Source organism: Gemmata palustris (assembly GCF_017939745.1).
Lineage (GTDB): Bacteria > Planctomycetota > Planctomycetia > Gemmatales > Gemmataceae > Gemmata > Gemmata palustris.
This window is the reverse complement of record NZ_JAGKQQ010000001.1, coordinates 1,903,398-1,927,407: the sequence shown is the minus strand read 5'-3', so window position 1 is coordinate 1,927,407 and position 24,010 is coordinate 1,903,398. Positions and strand designations below refer to the sequence as shown.

At 63.6% G+C, this 24,010-nt stretch carries 17 protein-coding genes and 1 pseudogene; 5 read left to right on the top strand and 13 right to left on the bottom strand.

Annotation, left to right across the window (positions count from 1 at the left end):
- Window positions 1–3: 3 nt before the first annotated feature.
- The 9 genes and pseudogenes from J8F10_RS07660 to J8F10_RS38565 all read right to left on the bottom strand — a co-directional run bounded on the left by J8F10_RS07660 (window position 4) and on the right by J8F10_RS38565 (window position 7,846).
- The gene (locus J8F10_RS07660) at window positions 4–861 is read right to left on the bottom strand and encodes a PDZ domain-containing protein (RefSeq protein ID WP_210653250.1); all 858 of its coding nucleotides are present in this window, start codon (window positions 859–861) and stop codon (window positions 4–6) included.
- Window positions 862–863: 2 nt separating this feature from the next.
- Window positions 864–1,739 carry a PDZ domain-containing protein gene (locus tag J8F10_RS07655; RefSeq protein ID WP_210653249.1) on the bottom strand — a complete coding sequence of 292 codons (876 nt, stop codon included), beginning with the start codon at window positions 1,737–1,739 and terminating at the stop codon, window positions 864–866.
- 622 nt (window positions 1,740–2,361) lie between these two features.
- Entirely contained in the window at window positions 2,362–3,084 is a 723-nt protein-coding gene (locus J8F10_RS07650; protein WP_210653248.1) for a hypothetical protein, read from the bottom strand.
- A 171-nt stretch (window positions 3,085–3,255) separates the two neighbouring features.
- The gene (locus tag J8F10_RS07645; protein ID WP_210653247.1) at window positions 3,256–5,184 is read right to left on the bottom strand and encodes a redoxin domain-containing protein; all 1,929 of its coding nucleotides are present in this window, start codon (window positions 5,182–5,184) and stop codon (window positions 3,256–3,258) included.
- 166 nt (window positions 5,185–5,350) lie between these two features.
- On the bottom strand, window positions 5,351–5,821 hold the full coding sequence (locus J8F10_RS07640) for a hypothetical protein (protein ID WP_210653246.1): 471 nt from the start codon (window positions 5,819–5,821) through the stop codon (window positions 5,351–5,353).
- A gap of 73 nt (window positions 5,822–5,894) precedes the next feature.
- On the bottom strand, window positions 5,895–6,785 hold the full coding sequence (locus J8F10_RS07635; protein WP_210653245.1) for a PP2C family protein-serine/threonine phosphatase: 891 nt from the start codon (window positions 6,783–6,785) through the stop codon (window positions 5,895–5,897).
- 230 nt (window positions 6,786–7,015) lie between these two features.
- Complete coding sequence (locus J8F10_RS38575; protein WP_246523039.1) at window positions 7,016–7,183, bottom strand: transposase family protein; 168 nt, start codon at window positions 7,181–7,183, stop codon at window positions 7,016–7,018.
- 53 nt (window positions 7,184–7,236) lie between these two features.
- A pseudogene (locus J8F10_RS38570) lies at window positions 7,237–7,398 on the bottom strand (transposase family protein); the annotation flags it as partial.
- Entirely contained in the window at window positions 7,322–7,846 is a 525-nt protein-coding gene (locus J8F10_RS38565) for a helix-turn-helix domain-containing protein (RefSeq protein WP_246523037.1), read from the bottom strand. The pseudogene J8F10_RS38570 and the gene J8F10_RS38565, both read right to left, overlap by 77 nt.
- Window positions 7,847–8,102: 256 nt before the next feature.
- Here J8F10_RS38565 and J8F10_RS40290 point away from each other — a divergent pair, with 256 nt between their 5' ends.
- Window positions 8,103–9,197, top strand: coding sequence for a transposase (locus J8F10_RS40290; protein ID WP_210653244.1), 1,095 nt, complete (start codon window positions 8,103–8,105; stop codon window positions 9,195–9,197).
- Between the two features lie 295 nt (window positions 9,198–9,492).
- On the opposite strand, the gene J8F10_RS07620 is transcribed toward J8F10_RS40290, so the two are convergent.
- From J8F10_RS07620 to J8F10_RS07605, 4 genes are all read right to left on the bottom strand, one after another.
- On the bottom strand, window positions 9,493–10,743 hold the full coding sequence (locus tag J8F10_RS07620; protein WP_210653243.1) for a DUF6602 domain-containing protein: 1,251 nt from the start codon (window positions 10,741–10,743) through the stop codon (window positions 9,493–9,495).
- A 202-nt stretch (window positions 10,744–10,945) separates the two neighbouring features.
- Window positions 10,946–12,088 carry a radical SAM protein gene (locus J8F10_RS07615; RefSeq protein ID WP_210653242.1) on the bottom strand — a complete coding sequence of 381 codons (1,143 nt, stop codon included), beginning with the start codon at window positions 12,086–12,088 and terminating at the stop codon, window positions 10,946–10,948.
- A gap of 135 nt (window positions 12,089–12,223) precedes the next feature.
- A complete protein-coding gene (locus tag J8F10_RS07610; protein WP_246523029.1) occupies window positions 12,224–13,003 on the bottom strand; it encodes an endonuclease/exonuclease/phosphatase family protein in 780 nt (259 codons plus the stop codon).
- A 163-nt stretch (window positions 13,004–13,166) separates the two neighbouring features.
- Window positions 13,167–14,321, bottom strand: a complete 1,155-nt coding sequence (locus J8F10_RS07605) for an alkaline phosphatase family protein (RefSeq protein WP_210653240.1) — start codon at window positions 14,319–14,321, stop codon at window positions 13,167–13,169.
- Between the two features lie 809 nt (window positions 14,322–15,130).
- Here J8F10_RS07605 and J8F10_RS07600 point away from each other — a divergent pair.
- The 4 genes from J8F10_RS07600 to J8F10_RS07585 all read left to right on the top strand — a co-directional run bounded on the left by J8F10_RS07600 (window position 15,131) and on the right by J8F10_RS07585 (window position 23,896).
- Complete coding sequence (locus tag J8F10_RS07600; RefSeq protein WP_210653239.1) at window positions 15,131–20,137, top strand: outer membrane protein assembly factor BamB family protein; 5,007 nt, start codon at window positions 15,131–15,133, stop codon at window positions 20,135–20,137.
- 310 nt (window positions 20,138–20,447) lie between these two features.
- Complete coding sequence (locus J8F10_RS07595) at window positions 20,448–21,626, top strand: prenyltransferase/squalene oxidase repeat-containing protein (RefSeq protein WP_210653238.1); 1,179 nt, start codon at window positions 20,448–20,450, stop codon at window positions 21,624–21,626.
- A 161-nt stretch (window positions 21,627–21,787) separates the two neighbouring features.
- Window positions 21,788–22,846: an AAA family ATPase gene (locus tag J8F10_RS07590; RefSeq protein WP_210653237.1), complete on the top strand. Its 1,059-nt coding sequence runs from the start codon at window positions 21,788–21,790 to the stop codon at window positions 22,844–22,846.
- A 102-nt stretch (window positions 22,847–22,948) separates the two neighbouring features.
- Window positions 22,949–23,896, top strand: coding sequence for a DUF58 domain-containing protein (locus J8F10_RS07585; protein WP_210653236.1), 948 nt, complete (start codon window positions 22,949–22,951; stop codon window positions 23,894–23,896).
- Window positions 23,897–24,010 lie beyond the last annotated feature (114 nt).

Here is a 24,010-nt window from a genome sequence, read left to right as displayed (position 1 = left end):
CTCTCACAAACCCTTGCCGGGGGTGACGGTGAGCTTCTTCTCCTTGCCGTCGCGCTTCACGACGAGTGTCACGGCTTTGCCCGGCTTCACGAGCGACGCGGCCAGGAAAGTGTCGGCGATCGTATCGGTCCAGCGCCCGTCGAGCGTCAGCAGTCGGTCGCCTTCCTTCAGTCCGCCGATTGCCGCGGGGCTCTTCGCGAGCACTTTGCCGACCACCACGCCCGCGTCTTCGTCGTCCTTGTCGCGGGACACGTCAAATCCCCACACCGCAGCGGGGGCGACCACGTTCGGTTCCGGCTTGGTGCCTTTGGACGCGCCCATGAGTTTGTCCATCAGGCCCTGCATCGCGTCGCCCGGGACGTACCCGCTGGGGGTGAGTGTCATTTCCTTCTTTTCGTAGTCGATGGTCATCTTGTAACGGGCGAAGAACGGGAACCCGATGATGCCCTCGACCGGCCCGACCACGTCCGCGATCGCCGCGACCGTGGGGTGGTCCATCACCATCGTGGGCATCCCCTCGAGCTTCAGGTCGCCGATTTCGAGCTTCTTGATGGTCTTCGCGCCCATCGAGGCACCGAACAGCGGCAACCCGCCCTTATCTTCCTTCGATAGTATCCCGGACGCCTTCGCGATCTTGTTGTTGACGAGGTTCGTGGGGGCGCCGGTGTCGAAGATCAAGCGGTACGGTCCCTTATCGTTGATCTTCACCTGAATCGCCATGTGTCGCGATTTCAGCAGCTCGAACGGAACCACGATCGGCTTTTCGTCGCTCTTCAGCGGTTCCTTTTCCGGCGGCGCAGCAATGGCAACCGGTGCGAAAGCAAGAGCCGTGAACAGGGAAAGTGTACGTGCGAATTTCATGATTAAAGCCCCTTTCCGAGTTCGACCACGATCTCTTCTTCTTTGCCGTCGCGTGTGACGTGGAACCGCCACTTGGTGCCGACCCCGGCTTTCGCGAGCGCCTTCGCTAGGTCTTTGCCCGAGTCGACCGTGTCCGTTTTGACGCTGGTGATACGATCGCCGACCTTGAGTCCGGCTTTTTCGGCGGGGCTGCCCGTGAGGACCGATTTGACGACGACTTTGCCGTCTTTCTCGTCGAACTCGATCCCGGTGAACCCGCGCGGGGCGATATCGAAGTTCGGCTTGATGCCGAGGAGCGATGTGAGCATTTTCACCATCGGTCCCATCGACTGGATGCCCTCGCCGCCCTTGCCGCCGAGCGGAAGGAGCGGCGGCGGGTCGAACGCGAGCGGCTCGAACACCAGTTTGTCGCGGGTGAGGTCGTACTCGATGCGGAACCGCGCGAGCACGTTGTAGCCGATCACGCCGTGCAGCTCGACGCCGGCTAACCCCATCCCGTTCATGCCATCAAGTTGAATCAGGTCTTCGACCCGACCACGGGCCTTTTCGACCTTCAGTCCGCCTTCCAACTCGAACGAGTCGAAATCGACCCAGCCCTTTTCGCCTTCCTCGGCCTTGGCCTTCTTCGCAACGCCCTTCGTGATGAACACGGCCGGGGCGCCTGTATCCACGATGAGGTTGAACGGCCCCTTACCGTTGATCTTCGTGCGCACCATCACGTGCTTCGTGTCGGTGAGGCGGTACGGTACCTCGACCTTCGCCGCTTTTGCGGTCACTTTCGCGTCCGCGGTGGCTTTGGCCTTATCGTCCGCACGCGACGCGGCGAGGGGCACCAGCCCCAAGAACGCCGCGAGCACGAGCGCGTAGCGGAATCTCATGTGCGATCTCCGTAGATTCTTCGTTAAAAATGCTGATCTCGGTTCCGGAATCTCAGTGGACACTCGTTCGATTCTTGCAATCATTAGTATATTGGCTAGATCGTTTCGCTCTACGTTGGCTACTGGGGTAACAATTGCTAACTTTTTGGCCCCGGGTCGGCTCGTGCGAACGCGGCGGGGAGCGAACAATGCACCAAATTCTGATTGCTTCAGGACTTCGGGCATTATTGGCTTCCTGACCTCCTCATGCGAACGGCTACCGCGGGCTAACAAGTGCTAACATCTCCGCGATTTCGGGGTTCATTGGGCCAACATCTCGGTAACAAAAGTGGCCCTCACTTACCTCGGCGCTGGTGTCGTGAGGAGACACTCGGGCAACTCGTAACCGCGCTACATTTTAATTGTACACTCGTGCATCATCAAGGCAAAGAGTTCGGGTGTGGGACGCGCGGATTCGCGTGAATACAGCGTCAGCCGAGCCACCCGAAAACTGAGGGTTGATGCTGCACGAGTATGTCGACTTTGCGAAATTGATTGAAGCGGCTCCGGGCGCCACTGAGCTGGTGGCGCATGAAGGTTACCGACCACCGGGTCATTAGTGCTCGCCAGCCTGTGAGGGGTGTCACGGCTTGTCTTTGAGTCGGTCCAGTGCTTCTTGGGCCATCTTGGTTGGCTGCGCGTCGGGATGGCCCGTCGAGAGATCCTTCAGGATCGCCACCGCGTCCGGGGTGCCGAAGAACTCGAGTAACGAAATCGCCCGGACCGCCCGGGTCCACTTGCGCTTGGGGCACCCCACGAACTCCCCGACGTTCAGCCGGTCCACCCGGTGCTCGGCCCACCACGACCCGTCGGCCTGAAAGTTGTACCCGTCCCCCTTACCGAGCGCCCGCAGAGTCACCGCTTTGTTCATCAAGTGCTTGTTCAGGTAGTCCAGGGTCCGGCCACTCAAGACCGTGACCAACCGCTGACGCGCCGGGGCGTCTGTCACCTGATCCATGAGTCCCACCAGATCGATGGTTAACCGGGGGTCGAAGTATTCCAGTTCGTGGAACGCGCCCTTCCACACCGCTTCTTTCTCGCTCCCCAGGTCGGTCAGAAGCTGTTGCACCCGGTCCTTGGTGAGCTTTAGAGGCTTCAGGTTCTCACGCAGGTAGGGGATCGCGTCCTTCGGGCGCCCAGCGAGTGCCAAGAGCGACTTGGACGCGGCCGGCTCGTCCTTCTCCAGTTCGGCCCACTGGATGTCCAGTGCTTTGCGCACCGCCGCTGGGTCGTTCGGGACCGGAGCGGCGGGAGCGGTTGAGAATAGCGCGATCAGGGCCGCCGGGACCAGCAATGAGCGGTACATCGGAGTTCCTCCGTTGGTGGGAAATATCCTACCAGACGCTCGAGCGGTCGTTCCATCTCGATCTGGGCGGTGCTGCTGCGCGGTGAACGGATTGTGAAGGATTCTATCGGAGGGGAATGCGGAAGTGTGGGGCGAACCCCGCCCTTGTGGGCGGGGTTCGGCAAATTGCACTTACTTCTTGTTGGGGTCGGTTCGCAGCACGCGGACGCGCTCCTTACCGACGGGCGTGGCACCGAGGAACCCGAACAGCATTTCATTCGTGGTCTCTTCGCCGAACCGCACGAGTTTCGGCGGGTTGCTGGGGTTGTGGGGGTTCTTGTCGGAGTTATCGAACACGGCCTCCACATCGATCCTGGTACCCGCCTTCGCGAACACGGGTTTCGCGAACCAGTACGATTCCTGCCAGTTGTAATCCCAGTCCTTGATGTCCACGAGCACGACGGTTTCGCCGCCCGGCGGGGTCAGGCTCACCTTCACGCTCCGGCCGAGCAGGTGCATGTGCGGCATCACGCTGTGAAGGTTCGCGTCCGCGGTGGTCCACGCGGAACCTTTCTCGACGTGCTTGGCCTTGCCCGCGGGGATGAGTGTGAGCGGTGACATTCCCCCCACGACGAGCGTGGTCCACGGCTTCTCGACCGGCTTCTTCGCGAAGTACAGCCCGACCTTCGTGCGGTCCTTTTCGGGCTTCCCGGTGCGGTGGTAGTGGACCTGGAGCACGATCTCCGCTTCCTTGGGCAGCAGCACGCCGGAACTCTCGGGGAATTGCGTGCCGAGTTGCCCCGGCGCCCAGCCGCCGAGCGACCCGACCGCCGGGATTTCGGGGCGCGGCGCATCCGCCTGGTTCGGGATGAAGCCGAGGCCCATTGCCACCGGGTAACCGGAACCGCGATCCAGTTCGTCCGCGAGTTTCTTGCGCTCGCGCTCGGCGGTTTCGAGCTTGCGCGCCTTACCGGTGGTGTCGAAGTAGTTGAGCGTGTGGTGAACGACGGTCGCGTTGCCCGGCCTCACCTCGTAAGCGACCACGTACTTGTCTTCCTTCAACCCCGTGGGGAGCACGAAGCAGCGGAACGTGTCCTTGCCGGCAGCGCCGACATGGAAGTCGTCGGGCACTTCGACCACGAGGTCCGGTTCGCCCAGGCGCCAGCCGGCCGGGAACTTGACGGGCGGCGGGGCGTCCTTCGGGTCACCCTCGGGGCACCCGGTCTTTTCCCACAACGCGAGCGTGTCGAGTTCGCGTGCGGTCAAACTGCGGGCGTTCTTGAACTCCAGCCCCGCGCTCGGCTTCCACGGCGGCATTTCCTTCGACTGTGTGTAGTGGACGATGTCGGAGGCCCAGTTGAGCGCCTGTTTGTACGTCATCAGCGCGAACGGCCCCACGTCACCGGGTCGGTGGCAGCTCTGGCAGTGTTTTTGGAGGATCGGCTGCACGTCGCGGTGGTAGGTAACGGTGTCGGAGGTGACCTTCCGCTCTTTCGCGTCAATGTGACAGCCGATGGCCCGCGTCGCGGGGGCCGACACGTTCTTGCCCGCGGTGAGCGCTTCGAGTGCGTCCCGCAGGTCGTGTTCGGTCACCTGGGGGTTCTTCTTCAGACGGCCGTAATACTGATTGTCGATCCGTCCGCGGTACCGCAGGACGTGGTTGTGATCGAGGACGAACGCTTCCGGCGTGACGATCGCCTTGAACGCTTCAGCCGCCGCGAGTTTGCTGTCAGACAGGGCGGGGAAGGGGAGTTTGAACTCTGTGCTTTTCTTCGCGATCCGCTCCGCGCTGTCGTCCGTCGGGACGAGTGCAAGGAACTTGACGCCCCTTGCGGCGTAGGTTTTGTGAAGTTCCGCGAGGGCGCCCGCGTAGCTGTTCGAGACCGGGCAGTCGAACGAGAGGAACACGACGACCGTGCCCTTTTCGCCCGCGAAATCCCGGAGCGCGGGCGTTTTCCCGTCGACCGCGGCGAACTTCACGTTCTCAATTTCCTTGTTGAGTCGGTCCGTGCTGACGTCCGGGTCCGCGGCGGACGTGCGCGCCGGCTCCGAGAACCCGACCAGAACACCGACCATCGCGAGAACCGCGCCCGTCAACCCGATGTGAGCCGCCCGAGACATCCGCGCACCTCCACAAGACCGCAGCAACGCAAGAGGCGACGTTGCCACACCCTCATAGCATACACGCTCCAGCCGGGGCGGGTTTCAGGTTCACGGAAGTATCACGGGGCGGGTTCCATTGACAGAGCGATTCCTGTCAGAGCGAAAGAGCCTTGGCCAGAACCGATTAGACACTCGCGATCGCCCGGCACGCTTGACCGAGCGCGAACCCGGTGCCGGCCAGTGCCACCATTCCGAGTGCGAGCCGCTGACCCTGTGTGCGGTAGCGGGCGAACTCGTCCGACGCAGCACAGGCCCGCCACGGCCAGTGGACCCACGACACATACGTGAACAGGACGCAGGCCGCGAGCCACACACCGGCTTTCGCGGTCATCAGTGCGAGCCACACGATGTTCGAGCCGTCCCACTTCAACCCGACGAGCGCGAAGCCGGACAGCCCGCACGTCAGGAGCCCGGCCGTCACGAAGTACCGCATGTTGTGCGCGAGGTGCGTGGAGAAGTGCTCGTAATCGGACCGCTTGTCGAAGAACGTGTACGCTTTCGCGTCGACGACGAGTGTGCGGTAGAAGATCGCTCCGAACCACGCCGCCGCCGACATCCCGTGGACCCAAAAAAGCAGTTGTTCCAGGGCTTTCATGGCGAATCTCGCTGTTGTGTTCCCCACTCCTCACACCGAGATCGCGAGCGGGAACACAACAGCGAAAACGCTTTCACACCCCGGACGCCAGGAGCGGGATGCCGTCGGGCGGAGTCGCGTTGAGGTCGCGGGCGGATACGGGCTGCATCCGCGCAACGATGACGGTGATGTTGTCGAAGCCGCCGGCGTCGTTGGCCGCAGTGATAAGCGCGCTCGCGGCGAGTTCGGCGGACGGGGCGCTCACGAGGATGTCGTGAATCGCTTCGTCCGTCACCTTGCGCGAGAGGCCGTCCGTACACAGGAGCAACTCGTCGCCCGGTTGAAGGGTCGCGTGGTACAAGTCGGGCGTAACATCCCTCTGACCCGCACCGATGCAGTTCCAGAGCGCGTTGCCGAGCCCGGACGCTTCCGCTTGTGCGGGGGTCAGCAAGCCGTCGTCCACAGCGCGCTGCCCGACCGTGTGGTCGGTGGTCCAGAGCTGGAGTTTGCCGTCGCGTCGGAGGTAAAAGCGGCTGTCGCCCGCGTGAACGACGTACACGCGCGGCCACAGCACGCACGCGAGGGTGAGCGTCGTGCCCATTTTGCGGAACCGCGATTGCTCGGCCGCGTCTTTAACTGCTTCCTGAACCGCCTGAACCGCGTTCTTGAGTTCGTTCTCCAGCTCCTTTTCGCGCCCGTCCTGGTAACGGTAGAACCACGGCATCGTCTTCGCGACGTACCACGAAATCGTTTCCACCGCGAGGCCGCTGGCCAGTTCCCCGCCGGCCAGTCCGCCCATTCCGTCGGCCACAACGAACAGGTGCCCGGTAACGCCCGATTTCCACCCGTAGGAGTGGGGCGGGGTCAGGCTCGTCTGCGTCACTTGGAGCTGTTTCGTGAGGTCCGCGATGAGGAAGTGGTCTTCGTTATTCTTGCGCACGCGGCCGATGTCCGTCAGCCCGGCGTACTCGACCGTGACAGCCATTTGATGCGACTCCCGCTTGAGGAAGAGCTCACGCTCTCACTGCAATGCAAGCGGTGTGCCGTCGCTCCTGCTTTTTAACACCTAATGGAATTAGACCTTATTCACGATAGCGGGTCGAGTGTTCTGCCCCTTCCCCAGAGCCGGTTCAGGAGGCTCGGTGTTTGAGCATCCGGTTGACCAACCCGGCAATGGCCCGACCCGCATCGCGTGCCTCGGTCGCGGGTGTCGGTTTAAGTGCGCCACCGCCCGGAACCGCGCAACCGCCCGATCGCGTGTTCCACTACGATCCGGCGCCGGCTGAACGCGCGGTTGTACTTCCGGTCTTCTGGCGGACGGTCCTTCCCGCGCGGCTTGCGTCGCGGGGCCGCGCCCAACCCCGTTGGGTGCAGTTCGCCCATCCCGACGTAACCCAGATCGCCGATCCCGCCGACCCCCCCTTCGGGAGCCGCTTCATGAGCCGCGACTTCTTGAGCCGTTTGATGTCCGCCCACGGCCCCGGCACCGAGTCCGAGACGTCCACGATGGCCCCGGACTCCTCATCTACGGCCACTTGGCTCTTGAGCGTGTGGGCCTTCTTCTTCCCCGAATAGTACGCCCGCGGACGGCGCTTCAGGCGCGGGGTCCTTTGCTCGAACGAGTCGATTACCACCGCCAGACCGGGCGTGCCGGCGAGCAACGCCGGCAACCGCTGCGCCGGGCCGTGCCGGGGTCGGGCGTGCGCATCGTGTCCCGGCCCGCTTGCTCCAGTGCCGGCAGGCACCGGGTGCGGGCGGGCTGGCCGTCGAGTCGGACACCCCGAACAGGAACCCGAGTACCTCATTGGTCGGGTACTGGCGCAGCCAGATGACCGTCAGCAGCACCTGATCGGCGGTCGACAGGTCGAAGTCGTCGCCTCCTCCGACCGCCCGTTGTCGGTTGGGCCGCTCGAGTGCCTTCTTGTGCGCGGCTTCAACGGCCGGGACCACATCAGCCGCCAACGCATCGAACGCGGCAACGGTCAACCCGGTCAGGTGACCAAAAACGACCGAGGACTTCCGCAGGTTCTCAAGGCGCGCGATCATCGGCATCATCCGACAGGGCAAGATTCGTCCCGACATCCTACGAATCAACTGCTATCGTGAATGAGGTCTATTAGCTAGCGCGTGAAGTTCGGTTTCGTGCCGGTCCAGTTGCCGACCTTCCCGCCGCCATTAGGACTACCGGACAAACCTGCTGTCTTCCAGCGATTTTCGATGATGGCCAGGGTTTTGTCGTTTAGTCCTAGTGGAGAGTCATTCGGTTTGTTGTGAGGGGTCAGTTGGTTGCGAATAATGGTTCATGAAAGCACTGTTTCTTCGTGAGTTGACGGAATCCGAGCGCGGGGCGCTCCGACAGGGCCTCCGCAGCCGGGAAGTTCTTACCCTCCGCGCGCCCAGATCCTGCTGGCCAGCGCCGACCAAAAACCCCGTCCCAGATCTCGCGCCGGGTCGGCTGCGCTCGCAAACCGTTCGCAACACGATCCATGCCTTCGAGAAGGAGGGGGCCGGCTGCTTGGCCGAGAAGAAGCGCGGACCCAAGGATGCCCAGCCGATCCTCGACGAGGCGAAGGCCGATCCGCTCAAGGGCATCCTCCACCAGTCCCCGCGCCGCTTCGGCAAGGCCCGGAGCACCTGGACCCTGGATCTGTTGGCCGAAGTCGCCTTCGAGCAGGAGTTGCCCCGCGCCGGCTCTCCCACGAGGCCGTCCGGCAGGCGGTCAAGCGCCTGGGGCACGGGTGGAAGCGGGCCAAGCAGTGGATCACAAGTCCCGACCCCGCCTACGCGCGAAAAAAAAGCGCGACCGGCTGATCCGATTGGCGGCGTCGCACCCGGAGTGGGTGCTGGGGTACCAAGACGAGTGCTGGTGGAGCCGGTTGGCCCTCCCGCGATGCACGCCTGGTCCGACGACCCGTTGCGGCTGGTCGAGCGCGAGGTGCCGAAGGGCGATACCGACCCGAAGGCGCTGTCGTGCTACGGGCTGTTGCGCGGGGACACGGGCCGGATGATGTTGCGGTTCGTGTCGGGCCGCCCGGTCTCGCAAGTGACGGAGGACTACTTGGGTTGGGTGTGCGAGCGGCTGAAGGCGGAGGGGAAGAAGGCGCTACTGTTGGTGTGGGACAACGCGGCGTGGCACGTCAGTAAGCGCGTGCGGGTGTGGATCAAGGGCCACAACCGGAAGGCTCGTGCGGAGGGCGGGGTTCGGATCGTGGCGTGCTTCCTGCCGGTGAAGAGCCCGTGGCTCAACCCCATCGAGCCCAAGTGGGCGCGGCAAGAGGGCCATCGTCGAACCCGACCGCCTGCTGGCAGCAGTCGAGGTCCGAACCCGCGTGTGCGACTACTACGGATGCGAGCACCTGGAGCCGCTCGCACAACTATCCGCCTGAAGCTGCACTAGTACCGGCCGCAAGGCCGCGGGTGAGCAGGTATCATTTCGGCCTTTTCGTCTCCGTTTGCGGAGTTGGTCAATCCTTGCGTGGGTGCTTGAAGTCGTCATTGTCGATCAAGTTAGGGATGGAGAACCACGCAAAGTAACTCCGTACTATCCGGCGGAATTGGTGCTCAGCCGTGATAACTCGAAGGATTGTCATTTCCCCGACCTCAAATCGGTTAGCTGAAGAGGTCGTTTACAACGGGCTGGTCATTCAAAGGCAAGGTATCGTTACAACTATTCGCACGTCACCACGTTGGGATCATTGCCCTGTTTCCGCTGTCGTGTATTTCATGACCCATCTGGTAAGCCGCCCGGTGTTGTCCTCGCCAACAGCGAATCGGCCATCGGGTAAAATGACGCCTGAACAACCTTCAGTCAAAAGGTGCAGCTTGGTTCGGTCGGCCACGTCGCGGGCGGCGACACCGTGCTGCTCCAGCTCGGTGACTCCCGCTTCCAACTCCTCTACTGGCACATCCACACATGACAAATCGAGTGGGGCGGAATCGCGATTGCAAAGTAACTTGACCAGCGTAAACGCGGACAGGCTGACGAAGCAGGGCGACCAAGCGGATTCAGTCTGAGCCTGATCTGTGGTAGCAGGCAATTCTTCTAAGACACTGAATGACCATCTTTCTTTGCTCTCGGGTTTCGCATCGACGAATCTGTCCCATGCATCATTCGTGAGATCTTCACCAAACCATGATGAAGGAATGAAACCTAACAGGTTCAGTCTTGTCCAAATTGTCTCCAACAAAACGTATGCGGGGGTCAAGACGTTGTTCGTCATGAGTAGGGGCCACCACCCGTTAAATGTGGGAGTACCCCACGGCATGGCCGTGTTTTTGACAGCTGAGTAGCCTGGCCCGATGATGCAACTGGGGATGGAAGCCGCGTTCCAGCCTGGAGTCTTGTCGAGTGACTCCAGGTGCTTGAGTATACCCTTACGGAACGAATCGTAAGAGGCGTACCCGTAGTACCCGAGCAGAATGCGGACGGGCCAAGCGGCCTCTGTAACAAGGGACCAGTAGATGCCTTGGTGGAGCAGTGGCAGGCTGTTTTTGTCGTCGGGCAAAGGGGTCCGGGTTAGGATGTGAAAGCACTGTCGCACCATTCTACTAACGATAGGCGGCTGTTCGTGGTCGAGCCGGAGTACGCTTCTGAGGTTATTGAATCCCTCGTCAAGACCCTCGGAGTACAGGTTTTTCTTGACCTCCACGACTGCGACAACTTCGTCAAGAGTGAAGACACGGGAATCGGTGTGTGGCACCTGAGTTCCCTCACCGATCACAACCATGCAATCAAGTTGCTTGCTCCACTGGTCAGTACGGTCTTTGATAAACCCCGAGGCAACTCGCAATCCCTCAAACGGCAAGTGCTTTTCCAGTGCGTTCCTCGACAGTCCTTCGTACATATCACCAATCGTAGGATTGTGGGGCAGTTTCCACTCTGCCAGCTTGGCCTTTTCGATTTCAAGGAGTGTGTGAAGCAGTTCGGCGGCGGTGCGAATCATCTGGAGCATCCAATTTTACGGATTTTCGATCCGGCTCAAAAGCTGTCCGCGATTTACACCGCTCGCAAATCTACAGGAGCCGTGAGCAGGGCCTCGTGCATGTCATTGAAAAAGACAGTCGTGCTCCAAGTAATCGCGTTCTCGGTCAGTTTTTGAAAGCTGCTGGAAAGATTTCAGGTTTCTCTCTGGGCATGAAACAAGTTCACTGGCCACACCCGCCACTTCCGCATCCCTTCGGTCCCTGATCGTCGCTGAGTAGGGGAAGGGCGGTCTTACCCTTTTCGGCCACGATCTTGGCCCATTGCGAGCCGCCGTGTTCGGGGAGGAGTTCTAGCTTTCCCGTGGTTTGAGCGTAAATGCCCTTCGCGAGCACGTACCAGCAGAAGTAACAGTGGTTGCTCGTGGCGCCGGGGAGGGCGTTCGGGTCGCGTGCCAGGATCTCGTCGCGGATCGCGGTCAGCCCGTCGCGGAAGACCGTACCCACCACCGGGTGGTTGCGCGCGAACTGAACGATCTGCTCGAGGCTGTCGGTGTAGATGTTCCCGATCGTGAGCTGGTCCAGGTCCGAAGCAAACCCGCAGCACGGCTTTACTTCGCCCTTTGGGTTCACGATGAGCGCTTGCCCCGGGCCTTCGCAGTAGTCCTCCTCGAACCACGTGCCGTCCCAGGAATCGCCGGGGAGTTCCTCAGCGCGCTCCACGGTGGCGAGGTGGTTCCAGCACGCGGTCATCGTGAAGTCGTCGCTCACGAGCAGGTAGCGCCCGAGCACCTTCGACCACTCGACCACGCCGTCCAGAGCTTCTGCGAGGCGCTTGATCGGCTCCAAACCCTTGTTAGGGGCGCGACTCGCGTAACTCAGCGAGAGGATCGTGTCGCGTGCGAAGACCGCGCGCGTTACCCGGCAGAACTCCGCGAGCTTCTCGATGTCCATGCCGTGGAACTTATCCACGCTCAGGCCGATTTTGCCGTTGAACCCCGCGTCGCGGAGGTCGGACAACACCGCCGTGGCGTGCTCCGCGTCGCGGTGCCACACGCCGTTCGTCATCAACTTGTCGAACCGGAACCCGAGTTCCGCAGCGCGCGCGGTGAGTACGTTCAGGAACTCCGGGTACAGGAACGGTTCGCCGCCCGTGAAACCGACCGTGCCGATGCCCGCGTGGTGGGCCTGTTCGAGGAACCGGACCGCGGTCGGGATGTCGAGTCGGTCGGGCCACTCGATCGGCACGCAGCAGTGCGGGCACGCGAGGTTGCACTGGTAGAGGGGCGCTAACTGCACCATTCGCGGACGAAACATCCGGGCGGGCGGCTCAGAAGGGGCGAAGCGCTTGATAATTGAGGTACTCATGAGCCACTCTGAGAAGGCTGGCGAGTTATTCTACAAACGTCGGCGCCGTCTGTTCGCTAACTCTCCCGCTATCTCAGGCGCCGCTGCGGTGGGCGTGTACGGATTGACACGCCCGACCATCCATATTCTGTTTTCTCACCGACGGATGACGGCCGTCACCGGGAAGTGGTCCGAGGGCGTCCGGCCGGCCTTCTCGGTACGGTCGATTTCCCCCGCGACTACCTTCCAGTCGCGTGACACACCGATCCAGTCGATCCGGTTCCCCTGATTCACTCCGGCCTTGAAATCGGTCGTCGTGCCCTCACCCGCCTCGCGCTTCGGGTGCGCCACCCGGAAGCTGTCCAAGACCGGCGACTGGTCGTTCCCGCGATTGTGGAACAGGGCCTTGTACGGGTCGCTGTCCTCGCCGGAGTTAAAGTCGCCGGTGAGGACCACGGAACAGTCCTTCCCGAGGGTGGCGATCTGCTCGCGGATCAGTTTCGCCGACTTGAGCCGGGCTTCCTTCCCGATGTGGTCGAAGTGCGTGTTCACGAACAGCACCGGTTTGCCACCTCGCTTGTCCTTCAACCGCACCCACGTGGCCATGCGGGGCAGGGAGCTGTCCCAGCTCTTGCTGCCCGCGTCTTTCGGCGTCTCGCTGAGCCAGAAGTGTCCGCCGTCCACCTTCTCGAACCGGGCCTCGCGCCAGTACAGGGCCATCATCTCGCCCTTCTCCTTGCCGTCGTTCCGGCCGACCCCGAGCACACCGTACCCCTTGAGCTTCTCGGCCAGGAAGTCGCGCTGGAAGCCCAGCGTTTCCTGCGTTCCGAGCAGGTCCGGGCCGAACGCCTTCACCGTCTCCGAGAGAAACTCTTTCCGCTTGTCCCAGTGGTTCTCGCCGTCCTTGGCCGTGCCGTAGCGCACATTGAAGCTCATGACTTTGACATCCGAGCCGGCCGGACCTTCACCGGCGAATGCAGGAGCCGACAGCCCGAAGATTACCGCCAAACAAATCACCCGAGCAACCATCACGAACCTCGTGGGAGAATTGGTTCCGATCACAGACGGAAGGGGCAAGTTCGTTCGCTCGTTCCGAGCGTTATTTCTTCTCGAACACCGGTAGAGGCGCTGCGGCCTTCGGGCTCGCCGCACCGAAATCCTCTCCCACCAGAGCGGCAACCGTGGCGGCGACCTGACTCTGCGTCACTTCGCGTTTCTCGCGCTCGCCCGTGGCCGGTGTGTCCGGTCCCATCACCGCGATCCAGATGTGTTCCGCCCCCTCCACGTTCTTCCCGTGGTCGGTCCAGTCCACCCGCGTGCTCCCGCGGCCGTGGTCGGTCGTGATGAGGAGGGCAGTTTTGTTCTTGTATTGCGGATCTTTCTGCAGCCCGTCCCACAGTTCCGCGAGGAACCGGTCGGCCTTGTTCGCGGAGTCCAAGTACAGGTCGTACCGCCGACCGTGCCCCCACTCGTCCGTTTCACCCAGCCCGATGTACAGCACGCGGGGCTTGCGCCGCTCCAGTGCCGACTTCGCCGCGCCCATCGTGAACACGTCGAACGCATTGTCCGGCCAGTACCGCGGGAGTAGTTCCATCGTCTCGTTCAGGCCGCGCTCGCGGTCGGTCAACTTGTCGGCTTTGAGCGGCTCCCATCCGGCCTGAATGCGTAACCCGTTCTGTTGCGTCCGAAAGATCGAAGGAAACACGTCCCAGGTGCAGACCGCCTCGACCTTATCCTTGAAGCCCGGCCGACCGTTCAGGAACTCCAGCACCGAGAGATTGGGATTGGCTTTCTTGGCGTTCGAGTCGATCCGCGGATCGGCAAGCCCGCAGAACATCTCGCTGTAGCCCGGGTACGAGAACTTGAGCCCGTTGGTGATCTTGGCCGATGCGCCTTTGGCCGGGTTCCCGAAGACCTGGCCGTTCTTGGCCACGGTGCCCCACAGGAACGGCATCAGCGCCGCCCGCCGGTCCTCGAGCTTCTCGCGCGAGTACCGCTTTTTCAGCCCGGGGACGTCCTTAACCCCGCCCTGCTTGGCGTCCATGAACGACTCGTCCCCGCCCTCGAACAGCTCCTGCCAGCGGAACCCGTCGAGCGTCACAACAATGACGTTTTCGGCTTTCCGTGCCGGCTCCGAGCCCGACGCGGGCGCCGTGAGTGTGGCGAGCACCACAAAGGCGGCGGATGAGATCAGGCAGCGTTTCGCGCCGCCTTTGGAGCGCACCGCGGCGCACAGGTTCGACAGGTCCAACATGGCAGCATCTCGGACGGAGAGTGTGAGTGCTAGAGAGCATACGAACCGCGTTGGTGACGCGGTTAAAGTTCGGATGAAGGTGCGGCGAGCGGTCGCCGCTGTGGAATTGTGGAGGGTGGGTAGCGAATGGGCACGTTTTACTTGCTCCCGGTTGTGAGCTCTACGAACTTCCATAACAACCAGGCCGAGCAGAACGCGCGGACCACTTCGTTACCCCGGATCGGTGCCGTGCCTACCGGAAGGTACAGTGTGACCTCCCGCCGCGCGAGTGCGCCTTCGACGAGTACCGCTCGGAGCAGCCATATGGCCGTACTCTCGTCCGGGGCCACGATCCCGCCCAACCGGTCTCGACCGATTCGAGCAAATTTCGGTGGGAGGTAATAGTGGCCTCGGCGGGTGTCGCTAGTTCCCAAGTGCTGGTAGAGGGCAGTTTCCTTTTAACCCTCCGTCAGGTGACTGTCCCAAACGACAGATAGTTGGGCCGGAACGTGCGGGGACGGTTCTTCACCGCGCGCTCTTCGCCCGATAAAGCACGGGAACTGGCTCCCGCATTGTGCAAACGCGCGCTGCGGGTGAATCGTCTCTTACATGAGTACGTGTCGTGGCCGGCGCGCGGCGTTAGGTTGCGGGTGCCGGTTCGTCGTACAATATCGCCCCTCTCCATGTAACGGGATGCGCCGACCGCCACTTCCCCGGCCGAACGGGAGCGGGTAGATTTCTCCTTGTGAACCGTGCGGGGAAGTGACAAAATCGGTCGGGTGCGCCGATCATTCGCGGCGCACCGGTCACGGACAGAAATGGGAACCGCCATGCGTGGCTTCAAAATGCGGCTGCTGTCCTGTGGGGTACTCGCCGCGCTCTGCGCGTGGCTCGTCACCTGGAGTGCCCACTCGGTGAACGGGCAGCCCGCCGCCGTCGCCGGGGTCGCACAGCCCGTCAGACCGGGCCAGAAGAGTGACAAGGACAAGGAGAAAGACAAGGGCGATCGCTCGGAGATCGATGACAACCTCCCGTTCGCCCCGCCCTACCAGCGCGACGCCAAGAACCAGCTCAAGGCCGCGCGCGACTACCTGACGTTCAAGGATCCGCCTTACAATACCATCTGTCCGCTGCTCCAAAACATTCTCGATACGCAGAGCGACTCGTTCTTCGACGTGAAGTACAAGGTCGGGAACGAGACCCGCGTCAACCGCATCAGCGTGAAGACCGAAGCGAACCGTATCATCGCGGAGTTCCAGCCCGAGGGGCTCCAGTTCTACCAGCAGGCCTACGGCGCCACGGCGTCCGGGCTCCTCGACGACGCGATCCGGGCCAACTACGACCTCGCGGTCCTCGCCGACGTGTCGCAGCGGTTCTTCCACACGAAGGCCGGGGCCGAGGCCGCGATCCTGCTCGGCACGCTGTACCTCGAGCGCGGCAACTTCCTCGAAGCGGCGTACTCGTTCGAGCGCGTGCTCCCGCGGAAGGACGTGGACGAGCTCTTCACGCCGTACACGCTCTTCAAAGTGGCCCTGGCCTTCAAGCGCAGCCCCGACCCCCGGCACAATGAACTGTTTAAAGTGGCCGAGGACAAGCTGTTCAAGGCGACCCGGGACGGGCTCACGATCGGCCGGAAGAAGTACACGCCGGAAATGGTGCGGACCGAACTGGACCGCCCGATCGAATTGATGCGGGCCAATACTGTCGTCGGCGAGTGGGGCGTGAGGGGCGGCAACGCGGCCCGCAACGGCGTCGTGGACGGCGGTCCGCCGTTCCTCGACAAGGTGTTCGGGTTCCCGATGTTCTACGATGGCGACGACGAGGCCAACCTCTTCATCAAGGGCGAATTGGACCGGCTCTTCGCCCGCGACGGCAAGGCGCCCAAGAACATCCCGCTCCCGGGGACGTTCCCGGTCACCACGGCCGACCTCATCATGTTCCGCAGCTACGACGGGGTGTACGCGGTCGCGACCCGGGACCGTGTGGTGAACGGCCGCGTCGTCCGCGCGGGCGAGATCGTCTGGCGCTCGAAGACCACGGCCGGGATGCACCAGTTGATGAAGAGCGACGGCACCAACGACGTGGACATGACGCGCGACGCCAAGAGCTGGTGGAGCACCTACAACACCAAAGCGGTCAACGTTTCCAGCATCTTCTACGAGAACCCGCTGATCGGCTCGCTGTCCCACGACGGCCAGAACGTCTACTTCGTGGACGACCTCGCGATCACCCCGCCGCCGGTGTTCAACAACCCGGAGTTCGGCATCAACAACGGGCCGCAGTTCCGGCACAGCGGCGACCTCGCGGACATGGTCCGGGCCGGGCGCCTGGCCGCGGTGGACATGAAGAGCGGGAACCTCAAGTGGGAACTCGGCCGCGTGAAAGAGGCCACCCAGGACCCGAAGGGGCCGCAACAACAGCCGCTGCCCCCGCGCCTGACCGAAGAAGAGGCCGACAAAAACACCGACGCCTTCCGCCTGTGCCTCGACGCGGTGTTCCTCAGCGCGCCGCTGCCGATCAACGGCCGGCTCTACGTGCTGATCGAACAGGCCGGCGTCATCCGCCTGCTGTGCCTCGACCCGAAGAACCTCGTCAAGGCCCCCGGCCCGGACCCGACCCCGAAGCCCACCCTGGTGTGGAGCCAGAAGCTCGGCAAGCCCAACAGCACGCTCCCCACCGACTCGGTGCGCCGGTACCAGAGCGCGGCCCTCGCCGCGAGCGACGGGATCATCGTGTGCCCGACCAACTCCGGCGTCGTCGTCGCCGTGGACGCCCGGTCCCGGAGCCTGCTGTGGGCGCACGGGTACCGGAAGGTCTCCCAGCAGGCCCGCACGATCAACCCGCAAACCGGGATGCCCGAGATCCCGGAGCAGCTCCGGAACGACCGGTGGCGCTCGGCGGGGCCGGTCATCAGTGGCGGGCGCGTCATTCTGACCGCTTACGACTCGAACCTGCTGGAGTGCCTCGACCTGCGCACGGGGAAGATCCTGTGGGAGGTGACGAAAGAGGCCACCGACCTGTACGTCGGCGGCGTGGTCAACGACCGCGTGATCGTGGTCGGGACCAACCAGATCCGCGCGTACCACCTGACCGGCGAGGACAAGGCCACGCAGAAGCCGAAGGTCGCGTGGGCGCCCGTCACGATCCCCACCCCGACCGGCCACGGGGCCACCGGGCGCAACGCCTTCTACGTCCCGGTGCGCCAGGAGACGGCCGGGCGCGACACGGTCCCGGCCGGCGAGATCTGGGCCGTCAACATCGAGGACGGCAAGATCGTCTCGAAGACCGGCGCCCGGAAGCGCAACGACACCACCGAGCTCGCCAAGTACGGCATCGGCAACCTCGTGTTCCAGGACGGGCTCGTGTTCGCCCAGTCGCCGTGGGAGCTCGCCGCGTACCCGCAGCTCGAGCTCAAGATCGCGGAGATGAAAAAGCTCCTCGACAAGAACCCGAACGACCCGCTCGGGCTCCTGGCCCGCGGCGAGCTCTACCTCGACGACGGGAAGCTCGCGGACGCGATCGCCGACTTCAAGGCGGCCGAGAAGAACAAGCTGCCGGTCGAGAAGCTCCCGCTCCTGCGGGACAAGCTCTACATCGTGTACACGGAACTGCTCCGCGCCGATTTCAACGCGGGCGAGGGGTACCTCAAGGAGTACGAGGCGCTCTGTGATGTGCCGGCGGTCGCGATGGAGACCCCGGAGGACAAGGTCCGGCGCGACGACGAGGTCAAGCGCCGCAAGCGCCTCCACTACTACCTCCTGGCCCGCGGGCGCGAGACCCAGGGCCGGCTCAGCGAGGCGTTCGACCACTACCTCGCGCTCGCCAACCTCGGCGAGGGCAAGCAACTGCTCGAAATGCCCGACGAGCCGAACGTGCGGATGCGCCCCGACGTGTGGGCGCGCGGGCGCATCGAGGCGATGATCCGCCGGGCCGCGACCCCGGAGGCAAAGAAGTCGCTCGAGACCCGCGTGGTGAAGGAGTGGAACGCGGTCAAGGACGGGAACAACCTGCAGCGGCTCCGCGAGTTCGTCGCGGTTTTCGGGCCGTTCTTCGACACCGGGACCGAGGCACAGTTCAAGCTCGCCGACGTGCTGCTCGCGACCAACAACGACGCCGACACGCGCGAGGCGCAGACGCACCTCTCGCAGCTCCGCGTGGCCTCCGACGACCCGGTCGTTCGCGCCCGCGCCACCGAGGCGCTCGCGCAGCTCATGATTAAGAACCGGATGATGGAGGACGCGGTCGGTTTGTACCTGCAGCTCGGCAAGGAATATCCCAACGTCGTCATCCGCGACGGCAAAACCGGGGCCGATTTCCTCACGAACCTGCTCACCGACAAGCGCCTGTTGCCGTTCCTCGAACCGAGCCGCTACCCGCTCCCGACCCGCGTGAAGGCGGAGCAGACCCAGCCGATCTCGCCGGTGTCCTACAACCAGCAGTTCGAGGTCGAGTCGCCCGCGGACCTGTTCCCCGCGTACCGCCAGTACCGGTTCACCCTGGACCAGAGCATCTCCGGCAACGGGACGTGGGCGCTCCGCGGGTTCGACCGCTCGACCGGCAACGAGCGCGTCCGGTTCCCCAACATGGCGAACCAGAACCTGTACTCGCGCAACGGGCTGCCGATCCCGTGGTCCAAGTTCGTTCAGGGCAACGGGCACCTGATGCTCGTTCAAATGGGCATGACGGTGTACTGCTTCGACCTGGCCGAGAAGAAGGAGCTGTGGAACAAGAACCTGCTCTCCGACAACCCGCTCCAGCCGAACATGAGCTACCAGGTCGAGATCCTGCCCGACGGCGAGTGCGAACTGTGGCTGGCCAACGGCGTGAAGGTGCCGATGGGCCGGTCCGCGATCCTGCAGGCGAACTACGCGTGCCTCCTGACGTCCGACGGGCTGGAGGCGATCGAGCCGCTGACCCGGCGCGTGCTCTGGACCCGCAAGGGCGTGCCCGAGCGCACCAACATCTACGGCGACGGGCGCTACATCGTGCTGGTCGAAACCGACACGGGCGCCAACCACAAGCCGCTCTCGACGAAGCTGCTCCGGGCCGTGGACGGGCTGCAGGTCGAGAACTCGCCGGACTCCGGGCGCGTGCTCGCCGACGCCAAGTCGTACCGCATCATCGGGCGCACGGCGCTCGTCACGACGGGCACCGGGGAGCAGCCCCGCGCGATCCGCTTGTACGACCTCGCGACCGGTAAGGACGTGTGGAAGAAGGAGTACGACGCGAAGGCGGTCCCGGTCACCTCGGCCCTCAACCCCGATTGGGCCGGGTTCATCAAGTCCGACGGGACCGCGGAGATCTTCTCCATTCGGACGGGCGAGGCGCTGGCGACGCTCAAGATCGACCAGAAGAACCTCGAGACCCACCTGAAGCCGTGTACCGGGGCGCAGGTGTTCGCGGACGCGGACCGGTTCTACCTGGTCCTCGACCGCGACCCCAACGCGGTCCGGCAGATCAACGTCAACAGCATGCTCCGGTCCCAGCGGGTCAACGGGCCGATTTACGCCTTCGATCGCGGTACCGGCAAGCGGCTGTGGATGTACGAGGGGGTGCTCGAGAACCAGCAACTCGTGCTGGAACACTTTAACGAACTGCCGGTCATCATCGCGGCCGCGGTGGTGATGAATCAGAACGGCACGCAGTACAGCCACACCGTGGTGGTCATCGAAAAGGAGCGCGGGCGCCTGCTCTTCGATAAGCCGCTCGTGTACAACGGGAACCCGTTCAGCCTGGTGATCGACTCGAAGAACGGGACGATCAGCTTGAACCGGTACGACACCCGCGTCCTGATCCAGCCGGACGAGCCGAAGAAGCCGGACGAGCCGAAGAAGTAAGTGTTTTTCTGTGGTTCGGCCTCTCGCGCGGTGTTGTGTTGTCGAGTTAACTGTACTCTCGGACCGGTGTCGCGGTGCTATTCCGCGGTACCGGCCGTGAACCGTTACCGATTCGCCACACGATCTCTCCTCGCTCTGTGGCCGAAAAACTCATCGCATCGCGCTTTTTTCGGTCCCTCTCCCAATTCGGTGGGCAGACCGTGCCCACCGGTGTTAATCCTTTGTCCCGCGATCGTCTTTTACCCATACCCCATTTTTCCGACCGGCCCTCGCAGGTCGAGCCGAAGGTGGGTTCTCGTTGGAGAGCGTCATGCCCCGCAGTTGGTTGCTCGCGACCCTGACGGCGTGTGTGGTCGGCGGTGTGGTCACCGTTCCCGCACCTCGACCGGCACGGGCCGCCGACGAGAAGAAAGACAAGGACCAGAAGAAGGCGATCGAGTCGGCGATCGACAAGGGGCTCGAGTACCTGAAGAAGACCCAGGCCCAAGACGGTCACTGGGAAGCGCAGGGCGGTCAGTACCCGACGACCATGACCGCCCTCGCGGGGATGGCGTTCCTGATGGAAGGCAGCACCCTCAAAGAGGGCAAGTATTCCGATCAGGTGAAGAAGGCCGTGGACTGGTTCCTCGCGCCGGCGCGCCAGCAGGCCAACGGGATGCTCGGGGATTCCCGCAACCCCACGGAATCGGTGCGGTACATGTACGGTCAGGGGTTCGGCACGATGTTCCTGGCCAGCGTGTACGGCGAAGAAGAGGACAAGGAACAGCGCGACAAGCTCGAGAAGCTGCTCAAGAAGGCCGTCGAGTTCATCTGCAAGGCCCAGACCCTCAAGAAGCACCGCAAAGCCGAGGGCAAGGACGTGGACATCGGCGGTTGGGGGTACGTGAGCGCGGCCGACGGCGGGAACTTCGACGAGGGCTCGGTGACCATCACCGCGCTCCAGGGGCTCCGGGCCGCGCGCAACGCGGGCATCCCGGTCCCCAAGGAGAACATCGACAAGGCCGTGAACTACCTCGAGGCCTGCACCACCACTGATGGCGGCATCATCTACAACTACCTCGGCGGGGCGGCGGGGCGCGGTCAGGAGCGCCCGCCGCTGACGGCCGCGGCGATCTGTTGCGGGTTCAGCGCCGGGCAGTACAAGGGCGAACTCCCCAAGCGCTGGCTCAAATACTGTAAGGACCACGAGAGCACGTTCTTGGCCAAGGGGCGCCAGGCCCACGACGAGTATCAGACGTACTACTTCGGCCAGGCCATGTACGCGCTCGGGGACGAGAAGTACGGGGAGATGTTCCCGGACCAGAAGGAAAAGGACAAGTGGCTCAGTTGGGCGCGGTTCAAGGACGTCTATTTCCCGCAGATCCTCGACAACCAGGACAAGACCGGTGGCTCCTGGACCCAGAGTTCCATTTCGCCCGTCTACGTGACCAGCATCAACCTGTGCTTGCTCCAGTTGGAGAAGGGTATTCTGCCCATCTACCAGCGCTAACCGCAGTCGTGCCGGCGGGCCGGGTTGTACCGGCTCTGCCCCTTGTTCGCTTTGTCGGGCGCGCGAAACCGGATTTTTATCGCGACACGACGACCGGACTGAGTGTATTTCTATCCCTACATTCGACCCCCTTCACCCAACCCTCCGAGAGCTGAGCCGCGATGAGCACAACCGGGCAAATGGCGCAGAGCGACGTCGACTCCATTCAGAAACTCAAATCGGCGTTCGATAATATCAAGAAGCAACTGACCCGCGTCATCGTCGGGCAGGACCTCGTGATCGAGGAGCTGCTCATCGCGCTCTTCAGCAAGGGCCACTGCATGCTCGAGGGCGTGCCGGGCCTCGCGAAGACGCTCATGATTAGCACCCTGTCGCGGTGCCTGTCGCTGGAATTCAGCCGCATCCAGTTCACCCCCGACCTGATGCCCGCCGACATCACCGGGACCGACTTCATCGAGAAGAACCCGGCCACCGGGTCGTTCGAGCTCCTGTTCCGGCCCGGCCCGCTGTTCTCGAACATGGTCCTCGCGGACGAGATCAACCGGACCCCGCCGCGGACCCAGGCCGCGCTCCTCGAGGCCATGCAGGAGCGCCAGGTGTCCGTCGGGCGCGTGCGCCACAAGCTCGCGAACCCGTTCTTCGTGCTCGCGACCCAGAACCCGATCGAACAAGAAGGGACGTACCCGCTCCCCGAAGCGCAGCAGGACCGCTTCATGTTCAAGGTGTACGTCCACTACCCGACGTTCAACGAGGAGTTCGAGATCGCCCGGCGCACGACCGGGGTCGCGGCCGACGAGATCACCCCGGTCCTCTCGGGCGAGCAGATCCAGGAGATCCAGACGCTGGTCCGCAAGGTGCCGGTGACCGACCACGTGATCCACTACTGTCTCGCGCTCGTGCGCCAGACCCGGGTGGGCGAGCCCGGCACGCCGAAGTTCATCAAGGACTGGCTGAGCTGGGGCGCCGGCCCCCGCGCCGTGCAGAACCTGATCCTCGGGGGCAAGGCCCGCGCGCTGCTCTACGGCCGCGCCCACGTCACCACCGAGGACATCAAGGCCCTCGCGCTCCCGGTCCTCCGGCACCGCATCCTGACGAACTTCACCGCCGCGTCCGAGGGCGTGAACACCGACACGGTCGTCAAGAAGCTCGTCGAGGAGACCCCGGAAAAAGAAGGCGCGCTGCTCGGCGACCCGCGGTTCCAGAAGATGTTCGCGTCCTGAATCGGGTTCCGGGTTCCCGGTTCCAAACTGGGACCCCGGATCGGCGCCGCCCCAACTTGGACCCGCACCCCGACCCCTGGAACTGACTGGAACTGAATCGTCATGGCCAAGCGCAGCGACTCCGACAACCCGCGCCGGTTCCTCGACCCGAAGGTGATCGCCCGCATCTCGCAGCTCGACCTGCGGGCGCGCCAGGTGGTCGAGGGGTTCCTCGCGGGGATGCACAAGAGCCCCGTGTACGGGCAGAGCGTGGAGTTCGTGCAGCACCGCGAGTACATGCCCGGCGACGACCTGCGCCGCATCGACTGGAAGGTGTGGCAGCGGTCCGACAAGTTCGTCATCAAGCAGTACGAAGCGGAAACGAACCTGCGATCTTACGTGGTGGTGGACGCGAGCGAGTCCATGCTCTACGGGGCGGACAAGCACCGTAAAGCGGGCACGCTGTACAAGTACGACTACGTCGCCACGGCCGCCGCGTGCCTCGCGTACATGACCGTCAAGCAGCAGGACTCGTGCGGGCTCGTCACGTTCGACTCGGACGTGCGCGAGGCGATCCCGCCGCGCAGCTCGGTGCGCCACATGGACGCCGTGACCAAGGCGCTCCACGTGTCGAACCCGCGCGAGAAGACCGACATGGTCAAGATCATGCGGCAGGTCGCGGAGAGCATGCCGAGCCGCGGCCTCGTGCTCGTGTTCTCGGACCTGCTGTGCGACCGCGAGCAGCTCTTCAAGGGTCTGGAGATGCTCCGGCACCGGCGCCACGACGTGATGGTGTTCCACATCCTCGACGACGACGAGCTCCTGTTCCCGTTCTCCGGGATGACGAAGTTCGAGGGCCTCGAACAGCTCCCGGACCTGCTCTGCGACCCGCGCGCGCTCCGCGACGGGTACCTCGAGGAGCTGGAAATCTACCTCACGGAAGTGCGCCGCGGCTGCACCCGGATCGGCATCGACTACACGCTGCTCCGCACCAGCGACTACATGGACGCGGTCCTCTCGAAGTTCCTCTTCCAGCGGATGTCCACGCGGGCCGCGCCCGCCCGCCGTTAACGGCGCGCTCCCCGGGCCAGTGCCCGAACGAACCGACCGCCGCCCAGAGCGTTGTCTGGGTTCCCGCTCCCGCCCCGTGAGATGGGCGGGAGGGAGACGCGCGGCGACCCGTAC

Coding starts and splice junctions, on each gene's coding strand:
- J8F10_RS07660 (WP_210653250.1), bottom strand. CDS start 861: ATGAAATTCGCACGTACACTTTCCCTGTTCACGGCTCTTGCTTTCGCA.
- J8F10_RS07655 (WP_210653249.1), bottom strand. CDS start 1,739: ATGAGATTCCGCTACGCGCTCGTGCTCGCGGCGTTCTTGGGGCTGGTG.
- J8F10_RS07650 (WP_210653248.1), bottom strand. CDS start 3,084: ATGTACCGCTCATTGCTGGTCCCGGCGGCCCTGATCGCGCTATTCTCA.
- J8F10_RS07645 (WP_210653247.1), bottom strand. CDS start 5,184: ATGTCTCGGGCGGCTCACATCGGGTTGACGGGCGCGGTTCTCGCGATG.
- J8F10_RS07640 (WP_210653246.1), bottom strand. CDS start 5,821: ATGAAAGCCCTGGAACAACTGCTTTTTTGGGTCCACGGGATGTCGGCG.
- J8F10_RS07635 (WP_210653245.1), bottom strand. CDS start 6,785: ATGGCTGTCACGGTCGAGTACGCCGGGCTGACGGACATCGGCCGCGTG.
- J8F10_RS38575 (WP_246523039.1), bottom strand. CDS start 7,183: ATGGGCGAACTGCACCCAACGGGGTTGGGCGCGGCCCCGCGACGCAAG.
- J8F10_RS38565 (WP_246523037.1), bottom strand. CDS start 7,846: ATGATCGCGCGCCTTGAGAACCTGCGGAAGTCCTCGGTCGTTTTTGGT.
- J8F10_RS40290 (WP_210653244.1), top strand. CDS start 8,103: ATGAAAGCACTGTTTCTTCGTGAGTTGACGGAATCCGAGCGCGGGGCG.
- J8F10_RS07620 (WP_210653243.1), bottom strand. CDS start 10,743: ATGATTCGCACCGCCGCCGAACTGCTTCACACACTCCTTGAAATCGAA.
- J8F10_RS07615 (WP_210653242.1), bottom strand. CDS start 12,088: ATGAGTACCTCAATTATCAAGCGCTTCGCCCCTTCTGAGCCGCCCGCC.
- J8F10_RS07610 (WP_246523029.1), bottom strand. CDS start 13,003: ATGAGCTTCAATGTGCGCTACGGCACGGCCAAGGACGGCGAGAACCAC.
- J8F10_RS07605 (WP_210653240.1), bottom strand. CDS start 14,321: ATGTTGGACCTGTCGAACCTGTGCGCCGCGGTGCGCTCCAAAGGCGGC.
- J8F10_RS07600 (WP_210653239.1), top strand. CDS start 15,131: ATGCGTGGCTTCAAAATGCGGCTGCTGTCCTGTGGGGTACTCGCCGCG.
- J8F10_RS07595 (WP_210653238.1), top strand. CDS start 20,448: ATGCCCCGCAGTTGGTTGCTCGCGACCCTGACGGCGTGTGTGGTCGGC.
- J8F10_RS07590 (WP_210653237.1), top strand. CDS start 21,788: ATGAGCACAACCGGGCAAATGGCGCAGAGCGACGTCGACTCCATTCAG.
- J8F10_RS07585 (WP_210653236.1), top strand. CDS start 22,949: ATGGCCAAGCGCAGCGACTCCGACAACCCGCGCCGGTTCCTCGACCCG.